The organism is Paenibacillus roseus (genome assembly GCF_016424485.1).
Taxonomy (GTDB): domain Bacteria; phylum Bacillota; class Bacilli; order Paenibacillales; family Paenibacillaceae; genus Paenibacillus_D; species Paenibacillus_D roseus.
This window is the reverse complement of the sequence record NZ_JAELUP010000072.1, coordinates 26,035-43,367: the sequence shown is the minus strand read 5'-3', so window position 1 is coordinate 43,367 and position 17,333 is coordinate 26,035. Positions and strand designations below refer to the sequence as shown.

Here is a 17,333-nt window from a genome sequence, read left to right as displayed (position 1 = left end):
CCGTTCCAAGGGATAGGGGTGGAGCCGCTTTTGGTATCGTTAGAGCCAGTGGCTGACGGCAAATTGCATCGCTTTATGCCGCTGGGCATCCTCTACATGATGGCCAGTGAACGGGTAAATTTCCAACTGCTTTTCCAACTCATTCTAAGAATTACCCCCTCATGGCGGAGAAAGCTTTGGCAGCAGCGGTAACGGTATTGTCAATATCTTCATCCGTATGGGCTGTTGTCAGAAACCAGGCTTCATATTTGGAAGGCGCCAGACATACGCCCTGATCCAGCATCAGCCGGAAAAATTCGGCGAACTGCTCGCTGTCTGTGTCTTGTGCTTCCTCGTAATTGGTGACCGGGTGGTCGCAGAAGTGGGTCGAGAATGCGCCGCGAATGCGGTTGATGGTCAGTGCAACGCCATGTTCATCCGCCGCTGCCTGAATGCCTTGCGTCAGGCGCACAGCCAGTCTTTCCATCTGCTCATATGCACCGGGAGTCTTCAGTACCTCAAGGCACGCAATGCCCGCGGAAATGGAAGCCGGATTGCCAGCCATCGTTCCGGCCTGATAGGCGGGACCAAGCGGGGCAACTTGCTCCATAATATTTTTGCGCCCGCCGTAAGCGCCGATCGGCAGTCCGCCGCCGATAATTTTGCCAAGTGCCGTCAAGTCAGGCCCGATTGCCGCATGATCAGGGAAGGCTGCATAGGTCTGAGAGCTGCCGTAATGGAAACGGAAAGCGCTGATGACTTCATCATAGATGACGAGCGCTCCGGCAGCCCGTGTCAGTCTGCAAAGCTCCTCGAGAAATCCGGGCTTCGGCATGACCATGCCAAAATTGCCGACAATCGGCTCGACCATTACTGCAGCAACTTCATCCCCCCAACGCTCCAGGGCGGTCCGCAGACTATCCAGATCGTTATAGGGAACCGTAATTACCTCGCTGGCAATACTGACGGGAACGCCGGCGCTGTCCGGAATGCCAAGTGTGGACGGGCCGGAGCCTGCGGCCACCAGCACAAGGTCGGAATGCCCATGGTAGCAGCCGGCGAACTTGATGATCTTGCTGCGTCCGGTATAGGCCCGAGCGACACGGATGGTGGTCATGACGGCTTCCGTACCGGAATTGACGAAGCGCACTTTATCCATAGAGGGAATGGCTTCTTTCAGCATAAGGGCCAGCTTGATCTCCAGCTCTGTCGGCGTACCGTACAAGGTGCCGTTCTGTGCTGCGCGAATAATGGCTTCCGTAATATGGGGATGAGCATGTCCGGTAATGACGGGGCCGTAGGCAGCCAGATAATCAATGTACCGGTTATTATCGACATCCCAGAAATGGGCGCCGCTGGCGCGCTGCATAAAAACAGGTGCGCCGCCCCCGACTGCCTTGAAGGAGCGGGACGGACTGTTCACTCCGCCGACAATATGCTTGAGCGCCTCTTCATACAGGCGCGCGGAATGTGGACGTTGCTGGGTTGACATGTAATATGGCCTCCTTGCGTGAGCAGATGCTCATGCATCCAAATAAATTGAAAAGGCAGGCTGACGTCACATCAGACGGCATGCCTGCCTTAATTCAAGAGCGATTTTTCCGGTCCTCAGGCTTGCTGCCAGGAGTTGAACCTGTGGAATCCTTGCTTCCAGCCGAAGCGCCTTCCTGACCTGCCTTATCCTCGTTATTCAACGAGTCATCTTGCTGCAACAGTTCCTGGACATATTCGTGAACCTTGGCTTCATCCTGGACGCCAAGCACGGACGCTCCTCCGACCTTCAAGTCGTAAAGTTGATCCATGGCGGGCACTTGTGCCGAGCCCGCCATATGAATGCCAAGTCCGAGCTGTCCGAGCTTGAGCATATCCTGCACATGCAGATTTGTTTCAATGTAATCCTGAACGCTTTCCAGAATTTCTTTCATCCGCAGCAAATTCCAGGTTGATTGCAGCTCGGTGGCTACAGCTTGCATAAAATTGCGCTGACGCTCGGTACGTGTGAAATCCGACATTGCGTCATGGCGGAAACGCACATATTGCAGTGCCTTGTCGCCATCGAGATGCTGCATCCCTTTTTTCAAGTGAATATCATACCTGTGTCCGTCTGCTTTATCGACATAGTTCATGTCCTTCTCAACTTCAAAATCAATACCGCCCATCGCATCAATCAAGGATTTGAAGCCTTCGAATTCGGCATAGACGTAATATTGAATTTTCAAACCGAGAAGATTGCCGATCGTTTCCATGGCCAGATTGGGACCACCGAGTGTAATGGCGGTATTAATCCGCTGTTTGCCATAGTCCGGAATATCAACGTAGGTATCCCGCAACACGGAGAAGAGATGCGCCTTTTTGGTGACCGGATCGATGGATGCGACCAGAATGGAGTCTGAACGGGCTATCCCGTTGCTGTTCTCCTCGCGGCCGTCGCCGCCAAGAAACGCAATGCTCACGCGCTCGGTGCCTTCCCATTTGGGAGGCTCTGTATAGCTGGTTTGAGTAAACTGCTCAAATCTTGATTCGCCGGGAGACTTCTGTAAGTTATCAAGTACGTTATAAATGCCAATTCCCTGATAAGCTGTAAACCCTGCAGCAAGCACAATTATAATAAGTACACTATAAAAAGTCATTTTCCATGATTTCTTCCACGGTTTTCTCGTCTTCTTGCCGTCTTTAGCAGACATTTGGTTTCATCACCCATTCGTATATTCTTTTATAAACAAAGATGACACATGTTGACACTTGAATTTCAATCCATCCGAAATTAAGCTTATACATGTCGCTTAAGCGCCTTGGTAGAGAAAATATGAAGTGAAGGATTGCCGAGTATGGCGGTTGTGATAGTTAGCACATTATCATAAAATTATAAATTGCGGAGGTTGTCTAAGCAAGTCATTTTCTTTTATTCAAAACTATAACACAATTTCCCGGGAAATGTCGAAGGGAAGGGAGCAGGAGACTTTCATGTTAGCGATCGATGTAGAGAGGCTGCAAAAAAGCTTCAGAGTGCAGAAAAACCGCGAAGGCCTTGGCGGAGCGCTAAAGGACCTTTTGAGAAGAGAATATACGGAAGTGGAGGCTGTGAAGAGAATCAGCTTTCAAATCCCGCAAGGCGAAATTTGCGGTTATATTGGCGAGAATGGAGCAGGAAAGTCGACCACCATCAAGATGCTTACCGGTATTCTGGTGCCGACATCCGGCAAGGTAGTGGTAGGCGGCTACGTTCCTTTTAAAGAAAGAGAGAAGTTTGTCAAAAATATCGGGGTCGTATTCGGCCAGCGGAGCCAGCTCTGGTGGGATATAGGTGTGATTGAGTCCTTTCATCTGCTGCGCAAGGTATACCGGGTACCGGAAAATGACTTCCGCAAGCGGCTGGATGAGCTGGTAGAGCGACTGCAGTTAGGTGAGCTGCTGAACCGTCCGGTTCGCAAACTTAGCCTTGGGCAGCGTATGAGATGTGAACTGGTTGCCTCACTGCTGCATAATCCTTCTATTCTCTTCCTGGACGAACCGACAATCGGCCTGGATATTCTGGTGAAGACGGAGATTCGGGATTTCCTCATGGGCCTGAACAAGGAACATGGCACAACGATTCTGCTGACAACGCATGACCTTCAGGATATTGAAGCGCTATGCTCACGGGTCATTATGCTCGATGACGGTTCTATTATCTATGATGGCAGTCTGGAGACGCTGAAATCCAATTGGAGTAAAGGACGGGAAATCCAGTTTCAATTCGCCCATCCGGTGAAGAAGGCACAGATGGAGAGCTGGACTGAAGGGCTGGATATACAGTGGCGGCCCGAGAATGATCTGACAGCCAAGCTATGGCTGCCTCATTCCGTTAACGTGTCAGAGGCATTGTCGCGTATCGTAGGCGCGACGGAAATTCGCGACATCAAAATCCTTGAGACCAATACGGACGAGATCGTCAGAGAGATTTACCAATCGGAGAAGGTGTCTTCATGAATAATGCGTACTTGGATATCATCCGGATCCGGTTTTTGACGATGCTTGCTTACCGTGTTAATTATTATAGCGGCATTGTCATTTATGCCATTAATATTGGCGCTTATTATTTCTTGTGGCAGGCGATCTACGGAGATCAGCCGACGCTTGGCGGCTTTACGGTTGCACAGATGACTACTTATGTGGCGGTATCCTGGATGTCACGGGCATTTTACTTTAATAACCTGGACCGGGAGATTGCCAATGAGATTCGGGATGGCAGTGTTGCGATCCAATTTATCAGACCGTATTCCTATTTGCTAGTCAAAATGATGCAGGGGCTTGGTGAGGGCTTGTTCCGCCTGCTGCTCTTCATGGTGCCCGGAATGGTGTTCGTCTGTCTTATATTCCCGGTAACACTGCCAACAAGCCTTGAGACATGGATGATTTATCTGATCATGCTCGTCTTCAGCTTCCTGATTAACACCCAGATCAACATGCTGGCGGGGTTGTTCGCTTTTTATGTGGAAAATAATGAGGGCATGATGCGCATGAAGCGGGTCATGGTTGACCTGTTCTCGGGAGTAATCATTCCTGTCAGCTTCTTTCCCGGATGGCTGGAGGGGATCATGAAGTGGCTGCCGTTCCAGGCGATAACGTATTTGCCAAGCTCGGTCTTCACAGGGCGGACGGAGGGCGGCATGGCCTTGCAGGTATTGGGATTGCAGGCACTTTGGTTTGCTGTACTGCTGCTGCCGATTTTATGGATATGGAGAAAGGCGCGGCACCGGCTGTTCGTGCAGGGAGGTTAAGAACATGATTTATTTGCAGTTATTTTGGGAATATTTTAAAAATTATGCCAAGACTCGTCTGACCTACCGTGCCGACTTCTGGATTGAAGTGCTGTCAGACTTGCTGTTCCAGGGGATGAATCTGATCTTTATTCTGGTTGTCTTCCAGCACACCGAATCGCTGGGGGGCTGGTCGCAGGCCGAGGTCGTCTTCGTGTATGGTTATTTCATGATCCCGTACGGCCTTTTCTCCACCTTCTTCAGTTTGTGGAACTTCAGTGAGCGGTATATTGTCAAAGGGGAAATGGACCGTGTGCTTACCCGTCCGGCCCATAATCTGGCCCAGATCGTGCTGGAAAATATGGACCCGCCGTCTCTGATCGGCTCGTTGGTCGGTGTAATCATTATGGTAATTTCCGGGGCACAGCTCGGGCTATCCTTCGGATTTACCGATGTTCTGATGATGATGTTGCTAGTTATTGGTTCGGTGCTCGTCTATGCGGGTATTTATATTGCGATTACAGCGATTGGATTTTATTCCGATTCCCCTACAGGAATTGCGCCGCTGATGTATAATATTCAGAACTATGGTCGCTATCCGGTTGGCATTTATAATAAGGTGATCCGTTTTATCCTGACATGGATTATTCCATTTGCTTTCGTCGGCGTATACCCGGCCTCGTTCTTTTTGAATGCGGATAGTGGGCATAATAGCTCGCTTGCACTGCTGACGCCTGTTGTGGGGCTGGTGTTTGCTACCGCGGCGCTGCTATTCTGGAATCATGGCGTCAAGCGCTACAGGGGAGCAGGCTCCTAGTATGATGCTGCTAATGTTGCGTTGGAGGAAAGCGTGGAGATGACGGCAATGATAGTGGCAGTTCGGCTGAAGCTTTCTGGTGAACGTATAAGTCGCCATGTGACCGACTGGTGGTACTAGGCGTCGGGGGCGAGGTCACTACCCCTGGCGGTACTGCTGCTGTTGCCAGGATGACAAGAGAGGAGAGTTAGATGATGGAGCAAGTATTGAAAGTTGGCGAGCCTGTACCGGAGATTACATTGCCGGCTGCGAATGGGGAGCAGGTGTCGCTGAGTGATTTTCGCGGCAAAAAGGTCATTTTATATTTTTATCCAAAGGATAATACGCCGACCTGTACCGAGCAGTCATGCGGTTTCCGCGATGCATACGGGGATATCGAGGACAGCGGTGCTGTCGTCATCGGTGTGAGTACGGATGATGTGAAATCTCATAAGAAATTTATTGAGAAATATGAGCTGCCGTTCGTGCTGCTGGCGGATACGGAGCATGAGGCTTGCGAGGCTTATGGAGTGTGGCAGCTAAAAAAGATGTACGGCAAGGAATATATGGGAATCGTCCGCTCTACCTTCCTGATTGATGAGGAAGGACGATTGCTGCGCGAATGGCGCAAGGTGAGACTGAAAGGACATCTCGAGCAGGTGCTGGAATCTTTGAAAGGCTAGCATAGCGTACATAGTAAAAAGCAGCCGGGTGGCTGCTTTTTTAAATTTCAGCATTTATCAGCTTCTCCTCCCAGAATCGGAGCAACCGCCTATCAGAATTGCCTCGATTATCATTCCACCCCATAACAGCCTCATGTACTCGTCTCCTTTGTCAACCGGACGTAATTTTCTAGAAAAATATTGCGTTGGAACAAAAGCTTATGGGGGCAGCAGTCTCATCTTCCTACCAGTATTGGATTAAAAGAAGAGTGGAATGGAGAGAATGGTTGATAGAAGTAGAGTGCAGGGAGGGAAAGTCATATGAATGTGCGCAGTTGGAGCAATCTATTCCAATCCGGCCAGGGAAGTATGGCTGCTGACGGGGAAGAGCAGGACCAACAGACGGAGTGGAATCAAGAAGGATATCAATGGCTAAGACGTATGCAGAGCAGGCTGGAGGATGTATTGCTCGGCAAGCCGGATACGGTTCGGCTGGCGATGACGGCGCTGCTCGCTGGCGGGCATCTGCTGCTTGAGGATGTGCCGGGAGTAGGCAAAACCGTGCTGGCGCGCGCTTTTGCCAAGGCGGTCGGCGGACAGTTCGGGCGAATCCAGTTCACTTCGGATTTGCAGCCAGCGGATGTGACAGGAGGTTCGGTATGGGACAATGTGCAGCGGGATTTTGTCTATCGGCCCGGCCCCGTGATGAATCATGTCGTGCTTGCAGACGAGCTTAACCGGACCACGCCTCGCACGCAGTCGGCGCTGCTGGAAGCGATGGAAGAGCGAAGCGTCACAGTGGATGGGACGACGAGACTATTGCCGGAGCCGTTCATGTTGATTGCAACTCAAAATCCGCTGCGTGACGAAGGCACTTTTCCGCTGCCGGAAGCGCAGCTTGACCGCTTCATGATGCGGTTGTCTATCGGCTACCCCGCGGCGGCCGACGAGATCCGCATGTTAGAGCATAGAAGTAGTACAGGCACAATTGGCTCAATTAAATCTTTAATGAGCCCGGAGCAGTGGCTGGAATTGCAGCGCCAGGCTCAACAGGTGCATGTAGATCGTTCCTTGCTCGCCTATGTTGTAGATATTGCAGCGGCAACACGTACAGCGCCCCAGCTTTCCTTGGGGGCAAGTCCGCGTGCTTCCCGGGACTGGGTGAGGGCGGCGCAAGCGGCAGCCTGCATGGAGGGACGAGGCTATGCCGTGCCGGATGACTTCAAAGGGACAGCAGTCCCGGTATTGTCGCATCGGCTTGTCATGAAGCCGCAGCATGAAGCGAACGGATGGGAGCAAGCGTCGATCCTGGAGCAAATGATTCAGGAGTTTCCGCTCCCCAGGAAAATGCCAACCGGCACCTGGAGGGTGCAATGAAAGGCCGGCCATGGGTGAACTGGCCGATCCTGCTGGGCTTGTGGGCCTTTCTGGCTGTAGGCATTCAGGCGCGCGGAGGTTGGGCCGAGTGGTTTGTGCTGACGGTGCTGACCGGCATCATGCTTTTGGCGGTGCTGGGCCCCCTCTTATCCTTGCGGCGGGTGACGGTCAGGCGCAGGTTGTCGGATGACGTCCTGCGGGCAGGGGGAACTTTGAAGGCGGAGCTGAGCTTTCATACGGGCTGCATTCTGCCTTTTGTTTGGATTGCCATCAGGGAGGAGATGGTCAGCCTGACGGATCATGCAGCAGAGCCGGTCATTTACCGCAGGGTGCTGCTGCCCTGGCTCAAGCGGGGTTTTCAGCTCCAATATCAGATTTCACCCGTACGCAGGGGAGAGTGGCGTCTTCAAACGATTACAGTGGAAGCCGGAGATTTGTTCGGCCTGATGACTAGAAGAGTTCGGCTGACCTGTGAAAGTAATGTGCTGGTGCTCCCCCGCTTGTCCGAAGGAAGCGTAGGCATGCGGCTGTGGAATTGGGGGAATAGTGTTGTACCCGGAGCCCTTCGCAGCGCACAGGGTGCTGCCGGAGCGGATGGATCACTGCGTCCGGGATTTCAGCCTGGGACGGGGGAGGAACGAAGAGCCTACACTTATGGGGATTCATTGCGTTATCTGGACTGGCGCTCAGTCGCCAAGGGCCGGAGCTGGCAGGTTCGGAAACAGGAACGTGCAGCGGCTAGCCGCTGCCTGATCGTGCTGGACGGGTGGCAGGAAGCTTACGGCGGCAATAGCGCATTGTTCGATGCTTGTATTGTCAAAGCGTTGCAGACCTATGAGGACGTACAGAGTCAAGGCGGTGAAGCGCATTTGTATTGCAGCGGCTCAGACCCTGTAGAGTTGCACGGACGCGCAGGCAATCGCAGTGTTGCTGCGGCTTCTGTGCGGCTCGCTCGGGCGCGTGCTGACGGCAGTTACAACCTTGCAGCGCTTGTTTCAGACTCAGTACTCAGGCTTCCGGGAAGAGGCATGTTAATTTGGATTACAGGCGGGCTGCATCATTGGGCGGAGGTCCGGCAGCTTGCGGCCGCCAGACAATGCGGAATAGAGTTATGGCTGATCACTGACCGGAAATCCCCGTCTCATGCATTGCGGGACCGAATCAAGTCCTTTGAGCAGCAAGGCGGCGTGGTGCGGCTCTGGACGCTTGATGCGCCGGTAGAGCCGCAAACAACGGCCTGGGATGGGGAGGAGCGGCATGAGAACGAAAATGTTTCGTGAACCGGCGAGCCCGAATCGCTCGGGGAAGCTGCATTTAAGCAACAAGCGAAGCAGCCAATCCGCTCAACGCCAAGCGGCAAAGGAGCCTGTGCTGCCCGCTTTCTTTTACAGGCCTGACGGCATCCCGTTATACTGGTCGTTCAGACTGCGTCTGATCACATCGGCCCTGCTGCTGGTGATTCTGTACCAGTGGCTGCTGCCGCTGGACAGTCTGAAATATATCATCGGCTTGTATCATATCGACCCGCTGTTTCCGCTGATCGGGATCGCGCTTGCAACAGGGGCAGTGCTGCTCCCCATATGGGCATCCTTGATGATTAATAGCGTCAGCTGTCTCTATGCCGTCATGCATCTTTATTACAGAGATTACGTCAAAAGCGAGTGGCTGCCGCGCATGACTCAAAGCCTGCTATCGGATGCTGACCATCTCATGGCCGGGAGACTGGACTTGTCGGGCGAGTTGAGGACACTGCTGCTGTTCATCGGGGTGGTATTGCTTGCCAGTACACTTCAGACATTGGTGTGGTCAAGGCTATGGGGACCTGGGCTCGCATTGGGAACGGCGGTTTACTTGCTTCATATGTATTGGGTTGGCGGTGTGGCTATAGAGACATCGCTGCTGTATACCGCCGCGTCAGGGATGATTCTGACGAGCCTGATGACGTATATACGGGCAGTGCGCTTCCACGGCAGCGGAGTGAGCCGGGCTGTGCCGCTGGAGCTGAGACGCTTCTGGCCAGCGCGTTGGTGGGCCTTGGGCCTGGTCAGCGCCGCTGTATTGCTCGCCATCGGCTGGGGAGCAGCAGCGGACAAGCCAAGGCTTGCCAGTCCGGTCAATCCGCTACAGGACTGGTCAATCGCCCGGTTGTTCCAGGAACGGGGCGGACAGAGCGTATCTGCTCTTGGGGTGCAAGCGGTCGGGCTGAAAGGCATGGAGCGCAACCAGTCGACGGGACAAGCGGGTATGACAGGCTACAGCTCGTATAACGGGCGGATGGGATCGCCGCTGGTGTCGGACAACCGTCCGGTATTTACCGGCTTCTCTCCCAGACAGCTCTACTGGCGTGGAGAAACTCTGGATTACTACGATGGAGGCCAGTGGTCGCAAAGCCTGAACAGCGAAAGGCTGACAACCGTTGGCGCGGCACAAAGCGGCAGTACGGATGAAGAGATATTAGCCAGCGGCAATGTGATTGTGCAGACGGTTGTGCTGGAGAAGCCGGACCGGGAGTGGCCGCTCTTTCATTCCGGCAACTATGGCGCAGTTCTGGATATGAAGATAGGGAAATTGCCTGCTTCGGCATACCTGGCGGATGAGCAGACGGACACGCTCCGCCCGTTCACCCCTCAGCCAATTGCGACCTACATTGTACAGTCTATACTGCCGGACTTCACCGCTTTGTCCGCTCCGTCCGAAGATGTCACTGAACAGGCAATCCCGCCCGATATCGCGCAGCGATACTTGCAATTGCCGGACGCGCTCCCGAAGCGGGTAGCGGAGCTTGCTGCTCAGGTCGTGGCGGGCGAACAGGGTACCTATGCGAAGGCGAAGGCGCTGGAGAGCTATCTCAAATCCGCTTATACCTATACGCTGTCGGAGACGGCAATGCCGGGGCGGGGGGAAGATTTCGCAGACCATTTCCTGTTTGAGCAAAAGCGGGGCTACTGTGTTCATTTTTCTACAGCTATGGTCGTCATGCTGAGGACGCAAGGAATTCCCGCCCGCTGGGTAAAAGGTTTTGCGCCGGGGGAGCCGATCGGCACGCAAGCCCAAACGTCAGAAGTAGAAAAGGGAACAATCAGCAAGGAAGTGGAGAACATGGCGTATCAGGTTCGAAGCAGCGACGCCCATGCATGGGTAGAAGTCTATTTTCCCGAGGCAGGTTGGGTTCCCTTTGATCCGACTCCCGGGTATGCTGGGCCGTTGGCTGGATTAGGCGAGTTAGGCGAGCAGATTGATTCCGCTAACCTGTTGGCGGGCACCAACGGAATTTATGAACCGAACATACAGAAGATTGCGGGCATCATGGAGCTTGTCCGGCCTCTATTGACCAATTGGCTGCTTATAACCGCGTTATTGCTGATCGCCTGTACACTGGTGGTGTGGCTATGGAAAAAGCAAAACATGATGAAACTGAACGCTGCGCTGCGCCGATATAACCGTGCATTCACAGGAAAACGCGAGGAGCGCGGGCGCTTCCTTCAGTTGGCTGAGGCCTATTGGGTTGTGGTGTACGCCAGCCATAAGAGCAATCCGGCTCCAGCCATGACGCCACGTGAGTATGCCGTGAGCCTGGCGCTGCCGGTAGCGGACATGGAGCGTATGGAGTTGTTTATACGTTGGGAGGAACGAGCCAGATATGGAGGAAAGCCATATGCAGGACCGTCTCCGCATGACGTGAACGCGACACTATTTCCTTTGCCAGGAATGTCGGTTATATAAAGGAATTCGGATTTTAACAGAGCTTGGGGGAACCTTTTGCCCCGCAACTGTCCCCCTTCGCTGAAACTCAATAGCTAGTTAGGTTGCAAGCCGAAATTTCGGACATGAAAAGCTTGATTTGACTTGGCTTGCAAAGTGTATAAGGCCCTCCGTGCAATGCCTGCGCAGTCTAGAAAGGGCAAGCTGACGCTAAAGCCTGTCTGATAATACTTGACTGGTGTAAATCCCGTTATATATAATATTTTCTATGAATTAAGGGAGGCACGGAAATGACTACTGCTAATGAAATCATCGTTGTCCTTGACTTTGGAGGACAATACAATCAATTGATCGCTAGACGGATTCGGGATTTGGGCGTGTACAGCGAGTTGTTGCCTTTCAACACTCCTGTGGAGAAAATTCGTGAACTGAACCCTAAGGGAATTGTATTCTCCGGCGGTCCGGCAAGCGTGTATGAGGAGAATGCGCCACTTGTTGATTCGGCGATCTATGATCTGGGTATTCCAATATTTGGTATTTGCTATGGTATGCAATTGATCGCGCATCAACTGCAGGGCAAGGTTGAACGGGCAGGCAAACGGGAATACGGCAAGGCAGAGGTTGATTTCCTTGAAGGAAGCCACCTGATTAATGGACTCGATAAAACGCAAACGGTATGGATGAGCCACGGCGACCACGTTGTTGAGCTGCCTCACGAATTTAAGGTGGATGCTGGGACCGAGCATGCTCCGATTGCGGCAATGAGTCATACGGATAAAAAGATTTACGCAGTTCAATTCCATCCGGAGGTTCGTCACTCCGTATACGGAAACGAAATGATCCGCAACTTCCTTTACGAAATTTGCGGCTGTCAAGGCAACTGGAGCATGGAGACCTTTATTGAGGATACGATCCGTGAAATCCGTGAGCAGGTAGGCGACAAAAAGGTGCTGTGCGCGCTGTCCGGCGGTGTGGATTCCTCCGTTGTTGCGATCCTGTTGCATAAAGCGATTGGCAGCCAATTGACTTGTATGTTCATCGACCACGGCTTGCTCCGCAAAGGGGAAGCAGAGGGCGTAATGGAAACCTTCGTCGGTAAATTCGATATGAAAGTTGTGAAGATCGATGCTCGCGAGCGCTTCATGAGCAAGCTGAGAGGCGTCTCCGATCCAGAAGTAAAACGTAAAAACATCGGTAACGAATTCATCCGCGTATTCGAAGAGGAATCCGTTAAATTCGATGATTTCGAATTCCTGGCACAAGGGACGCTGTACACGGATATCGTGGAGAGCGGCACTGCGACTGCACAAACGATCAAGTCTCACCATAATGTGGGCGGATTGCCTGAGGACATGAAGTTCAAGCTGGTTGAGCCGCTTAAGGCATTGTTCAAGGACGAAGTGCGCAAAGTGGGCGAGGAGTGCGGCCTGCCTATCGAGATCGTAATGCGTCAGCCTTTCCCGGGTCCGGGTCTGGCGATTCGTGTGCTTGGCGAAGTAACCGAAGACAAGCTGGAGATTGTCCGCGAATCCGATGCGATTTTGCGTGATGAGATCGCGAAAGCAGGACTGGATCGTGAAATCTGGCAGTATTTCACGGCGCTTCCGGACATGAAGAGTGTCGGAGTTATGGGTGATGCCCGTACGTATTCCTACACTGTCGGCATCCGCGCAGTTACGTCGATCGACGGCATGACCGCCGACTGGGCGCGCATCCCGTGGGATGTGCTGGAGAAAATCTCTGTTCGTATCGTTAATGAAGTGGACAACGTGAATCGTATCGTCTACGACATCACGTCCAAGCCGCCTGCGACGATTGAGTGGGAGTAGGTTAGATTGAAATAATACCGTCTGATTCCGGGAAGCCTTAAATACATAGGGGTTTTCGGCATTGACTGCATGATGATTTCCAATTAACCTGCAACAATAGAGTGCAAAAATGACTCTCTTTTATCTGTTTTGTTTGACAGATAGAAGGGAGTTTTTTTATGACCGGAATCAACGAACTAATCGACGATTTCCAATAAACCACTTATGATGGTTTCAATAGCGAAAGGGTCTCATTGCTTCGTGTAAAGCCTGCACAGGCTTTGTGAAGCCCGTTAAGTGGTTTGTCAAATCTGGTCCTGAGCTGGTCCCTGAGGACGATGAGAAAGTCGTTGACGCGGCTGCGAAGGGGTTAAAGTCAGATGTTAGCTATCGTTTTGATGCAACGAAGCTGGGGCTGTTAGACTAGGATAATGATTTTAAGATATCTGGCGTTGCACTTACTGTCCAGAAATTTATTCCAACGGTCTACTACCAAGTATATAGATTTAAAATCTTGAAATTTTCTACATAATTACACAATTTTATTGAAATAGAACATTCGTTTGGAAGGAGATTGTATATTATTAGCGAATTATGTATTTTGACTTGGTTCTAAAGTCAATTCCTGATTCTTTAGGAGGTAGCTAATCTGTCGACAAATACTCACTCTGCCAAGCCCCTTGCTTAGGTTTTCGCGTTGAAAATTATGATTCCAACTGCAAATTTTAATTGGACAGTTTAACAGCAATCGGAACAATCCTCTGCGATGCAGCGTCCCCTCCACCTAGACCATCTAGAGGTCAACCACTCATTTTGGTTTTAAGCCCAAAAAGATAGATCTTTTAAAAATAGATGTAGATTATACTGCTGGAATTTGTTCGGAAACAATAAAAATAGATTTTACAAGGCAGATCAGCCCGTTTACTTTGATTGTTACTTATTTAAGTATAGTACGAAAAACCTATTTCCTCATAACAAAAAGGAGAGCTAAGGAAAATGAAACAAAAAATTTTAATGATAGGCTTTTCGATGGTTGCTTTAAAGCAGTACAAAGATCGTACGGATATAGAAGTTTATATTATTGAAGAGGAAGAATTGTTTGAAAAGAATAAGTTTAGTGAATTTGAGAGTAAGTTAGTAAAAAAGGTTGTGTTCGGAAACTATATTGATTCAGAAGATTGTGTTGCCATAGCCAAAGCATTCCATGATGAGATACAATTTGATGCAGTTTTCCCTTCGAAAGATTATGCAGTTAAAGCAACTGGAAAAATTGCCGATTTGTTAGGATTACCAGGATTAAAAGAAAAAAATGCTAAAGTGTTGACGAATAAAATTTTGTTGAGAGAAGCGTGTGAACGATTCGATATCCCCCATCCAAGATACAAAAAAGTAGTGCAAATCGAAGATCTTTTCGACTTTTATGAAGGGAAGCCATTAATTTTTAAACCGGCTACATTACAGGCTAGCATAGGAATTAGTAAGATTGAATCCATTCGTGATATTGAGAAAGCATGGGAGAATACAACGTTAGCTCTCGACAACCAAAAGATTACAGTTTCGCGAAAAATCAATCGAGAACACATTGTTGAGGAATATGTAGATGGGCCAGAATTTAGCGTGGAGACATTAGTAAGAGATAACGAAATTATATTTTCAAATGTTACCGAAAAAATAACGTTTGATGATAACTTTGTTGAAGAGGGGCATATTGTCCCAGCGAATATTTCAGCCGCAGACTGGGAACTGTTATTGAAGGAAAAGAGCAACTTAGTTAAAAAATTAGAAATTGGGTCAGGCTTATTGCATTCCGAATGGAAGATTCAGGATGAAAAGCCTGTTTTGATTGAGTGTGCGGGGAGAATGCCGGGTGACTATATCTATGATCTAATTAGTTATGCTTATGAATTCGATTTTTTGAAGGAATATTCCATGATATTAATGCGACAAAATACTACTATTCAGCAAGTTGCTGCCAAGGTGAGTACCGTAAGATATTTTAACTGTCCGGCAGGTGAATTGAAAGAAATCAAAGGTATTGAAAGTTTGATGGCTCCTGAAGTAGTTGACTGGTCCATAGATAAAAGTATAGGAGATATAATTCCAGTTGTAAAATCTTCGTGGGATAGAGTAGGTCACTTTGTCGTAGTGGGGGATTCTCACGATGAAGTAAATCGGATTTCCAATGAAATTTTAAATCATATTGAGTTTGAGGTCGAAGTTAAATAAAACATGTAGGAGAATGTTATGAAAAATGGAAAGATGATCTTGAGTTTTTTAAAAAACTCAAGAAATATAAGGTTGATGGCATTAGCCATTTTTATTTCAAATATAGGAAGCGGGATGCAACTAATTGCTGTTAGCAAGCTTTTATACGATAAAACGAATAGTGCAACTTCGATAGGAATTGTAATCATTCTTCAATATGTCGTGATGTTTCTGGTCCAGTTCGTTTCCGGGACAGTTGTTGATCGAAGTGATCAAAGAAAGATTTTAGTTATTAGTGATTTTGCCAAAGGTATATTAATTACGGGAGCAGGTACAATTTTTCTTGTCAATCCGGATACTGGACTAAGCTATTTATTTATTATTCTCATTATTGTAAATTTTGTTGTGCCATTCTTTTCAAATGCACAGTTCACATTGACTCCTGAGCTTGTTAACGATAAGGATGAATTGCTACAGGCTAACAGTATTATTACTACCCTATTTCAAGCAGGTCAGCTTATAGGCAGTGCTATTGTTGCATCTATTATTTTCTTTATGAGTCCAGCTGCTGCGCTGATCATATCTGGAAGTATGTTTTTTATATCTTCAATTTATTTCAGACTGATCAAATACAGTAAAAAGATTAAGGAATACAAGGAACACAAAAGTATAGGCGCCGATTTTTTTGAAGACTGGAAGTATTTGATTAAGAAAATTGGCAAAGAAAAAAGTGTATTAGCGCATTTGCTCATTAGTTCTGGTGACTATATGGCGGTAAATATTTTCAATCTGATGCTCATTCCTGTAGTTGCGGTTCACTATAATGACAACAGCTTCTATATTTCTCTATTTGATAGCGGGTTTGCTGTTGGTTCAATGATAATCGTAGCGTTTATCGCCAGTTTTTCCAAAAAATTAGGGACGAATTACTCAGCTGTAATTGGATTATTTTTGCAGTCTATCATTCTTTTAATTCTTTCTATAAATGTTCATGTGATTTTTGCATTCTTGTTGCTCGTTGTGTATGGATCGGCAAATTCATTTTCAATTACTATTTTTAATACAAACTTACAAAAAAGAAGTACGTCAGAATTTATGGGGCGTATTAATTCTGTGAAAAATTTTATTGTTTCCATACTGACAATTACATTAATTCCAGTGCTTTCTCGAATGTTCGATATATCAATAGAATATGGTTTTTTGGCATCGGGTCTTGTACTTCTTTCATACTCATTTATTTCTTTTTTAGTAGGAAGAAACTTTGTGTTTGGGAAAGATTATTTATCAAAGGCCATCCATATTGAAGAAATCAAAAAAAAATTAATCTAGGAGATAATTATGAATAATGAAAATCTAATTTACCTGTTGTGCTTCCCGTTCGGTGGCGGTGGAGCAAGTGTTTATAGTGAGTGGAATAAACAACTGTCACCAAAAATTGAAGTCGTACCTATCCAGCTTGCAGGAAGAGAACGAGAGATTGCAGAAGATCCATTCACAGATTTGAATAAAGCAGCTGATCATTATGCAAAGATTATTGGAGACAAGTATGCAAACAAAAGAATTGCATTTTTTGGCCATTGTTTTCTAGGGTCCACATTAGCGTTTGAGGTTATAAGAAGGCTTGAGAGTGCGCCAGCAGTAAAAATTGAACATCTATTTGCTTCTGCTGCCTTTTCTCCAAGCAGTATCCGTGATTATGATATCGACTTGGAAAAAGAGGATGAGTTTATCACAAAAGTTGAAAAGCTGACTGGTCTGAAAAATGAGGCATTTAATATTCCTGAATTAAAAGAGCTTTTAATGCCAACTTTTAAAGCAGATTTCAAAATGGATATTGAATATCCTGTAAATGATGCAACAGTTAACATTCCTATTTCAGCTATTTATGCGGATAATGACACTTTTGTAAGCAAGGATGAGGTTAAAAAATGGAAGTTGCATACTCGCAAAGATTACGAGCTCTATGAAGTTGAAGGAGAGCACATGTACTTGCTTGGCAGAGCAGATTTTGCACTTCATATCGTAGAAAAAAGTTTATTAAATTACTTAGAAGGTAGTGAGTAGA

Annotated in this window: 13 protein-coding genes; 11 read left to right on the top strand and 2 right to left on the bottom strand. The window is 48.5% G+C overall.

The genetic code is table 11. The features are described 5' to 3' along the window. Window positions 1-151 precede the first annotated feature (151 nt). A complete protein-coding gene (locus JFN88_RS14130; RefSeq protein WP_199019946.1) occupies window positions 152-1,471 on the bottom strand; it encodes a glutamate-1-semialdehyde 2,1-aminomutase in 1,320 nt (439 codons plus the stop codon). A 94-nt stretch (window positions 1,472-1,565) separates the two neighbouring features. Next, a complete protein-coding gene (locus tag JFN88_RS14125) occupies window positions 1,566-2,663 on the bottom strand; it encodes an LCP family protein (RefSeq protein WP_199019945.1) in 1,098 nt (365 codons plus the stop codon). A gap of 280 nt (window positions 2,664-2,943) precedes the next feature. On the opposite strand from JFN88_RS14125, the gene JFN88_RS14120 reads away from it, so the two are divergent. The 11 genes from JFN88_RS14120 (at window position 2,944) to JFN88_RS14070 (ending at window position 17,332) form a co-directional block, all read left to right on the top strand. After that, complete coding sequence (locus JFN88_RS14120; RefSeq protein ID WP_199019944.1) at window positions 2,944-3,948, top strand: ABC transporter ATP-binding protein; 1,005 nt, start codon at window positions 2,944-2,946, stop codon at window positions 3,946-3,948. Continuing rightward, entirely contained in the window at window positions 3,945-4,739 is a 795-nt protein-coding gene (locus tag JFN88_RS14115; protein ID WP_199019943.1) for an ABC transporter permease, read from the top strand. The genes JFN88_RS14120 and JFN88_RS14115 overlap by 4 nt, the downstream gene beginning before the upstream one ends. Window positions 4,740-4,743: 4 nt before the next feature. Beyond that, window positions 4,744-5,535 (top strand): ABC transporter permease, encoded by a 792-nt coding sequence (locus JFN88_RS14110; protein WP_199019942.1) that lies wholly within the window; start codon window positions 4,744-4,746, stop codon window positions 5,533-5,535. 191 nt (window positions 5,536-5,726) lie between these two features. Continuing rightward, a complete protein-coding gene (bcp, locus tag JFN88_RS14105) occupies window positions 5,727-6,197 on the top strand; it encodes a thioredoxin-dependent thiol peroxidase (protein WP_438943389.1) in 471 nt (156 codons plus the stop codon). A 300-nt stretch (window positions 6,198-6,497) separates the two neighbouring features. After that, window positions 6,498-7,553, top strand: a complete 1,056-nt coding sequence (locus JFN88_RS14100; RefSeq protein WP_233167849.1) for an AAA family ATPase — start codon at window positions 6,498-6,500, stop codon at window positions 7,551-7,553. Continuing rightward, window positions 7,550-8,833 carry a DUF58 domain-containing protein gene (locus JFN88_RS14095; protein WP_199019941.1) on the top strand — a complete coding sequence of 428 codons (1,284 nt, stop codon included), beginning with the start codon at window positions 7,550-7,552 and terminating at the stop codon, window positions 8,831-8,833. Before JFN88_RS14100 ends, JFN88_RS14095 begins: the two co-directional genes overlap by 4 nt. Further along, window positions 8,811-11,276 (top strand): transglutaminase TgpA family protein, encoded by a 2,466-nt coding sequence (locus JFN88_RS14090; RefSeq protein ID WP_199019940.1) that lies wholly within the window; start codon window positions 8,811-8,813, stop codon window positions 11,274-11,276. The genes JFN88_RS14095 and JFN88_RS14090 overlap by 23 nt, the downstream gene beginning before the upstream one ends. A gap of 269 nt (window positions 11,277-11,545) precedes the next feature. Next, window positions 11,546-13,084 carry a glutamine-hydrolyzing GMP synthase gene (gene guaA, locus JFN88_RS14085; protein WP_199019939.1) on the top strand — a complete coding sequence of 513 codons (1,539 nt, stop codon included), beginning with the start codon at window positions 11,546-11,548 and terminating at the stop codon, window positions 13,082-13,084. Window positions 13,085-14,059: 975 nt separating this feature from the next. Next, the gene (locus JFN88_RS14080; RefSeq protein ID WP_199019938.1) at window positions 14,060-15,289 is read left to right on the top strand and encodes an ATP-grasp domain-containing protein; all 1,230 of its coding nucleotides are present in this window, start codon (window positions 14,060-14,062) and stop codon (window positions 15,287-15,289) included. 18 nt (window positions 15,290-15,307) lie between these two features. After that, window positions 15,308-16,597 carry an MFS transporter gene (locus JFN88_RS14075; protein ID WP_199019937.1) on the top strand — a complete coding sequence of 430 codons (1,290 nt, stop codon included), beginning with the start codon at window positions 15,308-15,310 and terminating at the stop codon, window positions 16,595-16,597. 9 nt (window positions 16,598-16,606) lie between these two features. Further along, entirely contained in the window at window positions 16,607-17,332 is a 726-nt protein-coding gene (locus JFN88_RS14070; protein ID WP_199019936.1) for a thioesterase II family protein, read from the top strand. Window position 17,333 lies beyond the last annotated feature (1 nt).

Bases quoted from the DNA above. Each gene is read 5' to 3' on its own strand.
- bcp (WP_438943389.1), top strand. From the start codon at position 5,727: ATGATGGAGCAAGTATTGAAAGTTGGCGAGCCTGTACCGGAGATTACA.
- JFN88_RS14090 (WP_199019940.1), top strand. From the start codon at position 8,811: ATGAGAACGAAAATGTTTCGTGAACCGGCGAGCCCGAATCGCTCGGGG.
- JFN88_RS14095 (WP_199019941.1), top strand. From the start codon at position 7,550: ATGAAAGGCCGGCCATGGGTGAACTGGCCGATCCTGCTGGGCTTGTGG.
- JFN88_RS14070 (WP_199019936.1), top strand. From the start codon at position 16,607: ATGAATAATGAAAATCTAATTTACCTGTTGTGCTTCCCGTTCGGTGGC.
- guaA (WP_199019939.1), top strand. From the start codon at position 11,546: ATGACTACTGCTAATGAAATCATCGTTGTCCTTGACTTTGGAGGACAA.
- JFN88_RS14115 (WP_199019943.1), top strand. From the start codon at position 3,945: ATGAATAATGCGTACTTGGATATCATCCGGATCCGGTTTTTGACGATG.
- JFN88_RS14125 (WP_199019945.1), bottom strand. From the start codon at position 2,663: ATGTCTGCTAAAGACGGCAAGAAGACGAGAAAACCGTGGAAGAAATCA.
- JFN88_RS14080 (WP_199019938.1), top strand. From the start codon at position 14,060: ATGAAACAAAAAATTTTAATGATAGGCTTTTCGATGGTTGCTTTAAAG.
- JFN88_RS14100 (WP_233167849.1), top strand. From the start codon at position 6,498: ATGAATGTGCGCAGTTGGAGCAATCTATTCCAATCCGGCCAGGGAAGT.
- JFN88_RS14120 (WP_199019944.1), top strand. From the start codon at position 2,944: ATGTTAGCGATCGATGTAGAGAGGCTGCAAAAAAGCTTCAGAGTGCAG.
- JFN88_RS14130 (WP_199019946.1), bottom strand. From the start codon at position 1,471: ATGTCAACCCAGCAACGTCCACATTCCGCGCGCCTGTATGAAGAGGCG.
- JFN88_RS14075 (WP_199019937.1), top strand. From the start codon at position 15,308: ATGAAAAATGGAAAGATGATCTTGAGTTTTTTAAAAAACTCAAGAAAT.
- JFN88_RS14110 (WP_199019942.1), top strand. From the start codon at position 4,744: ATGATTTATTTGCAGTTATTTTGGGAATATTTTAAAAATTATGCCAAG.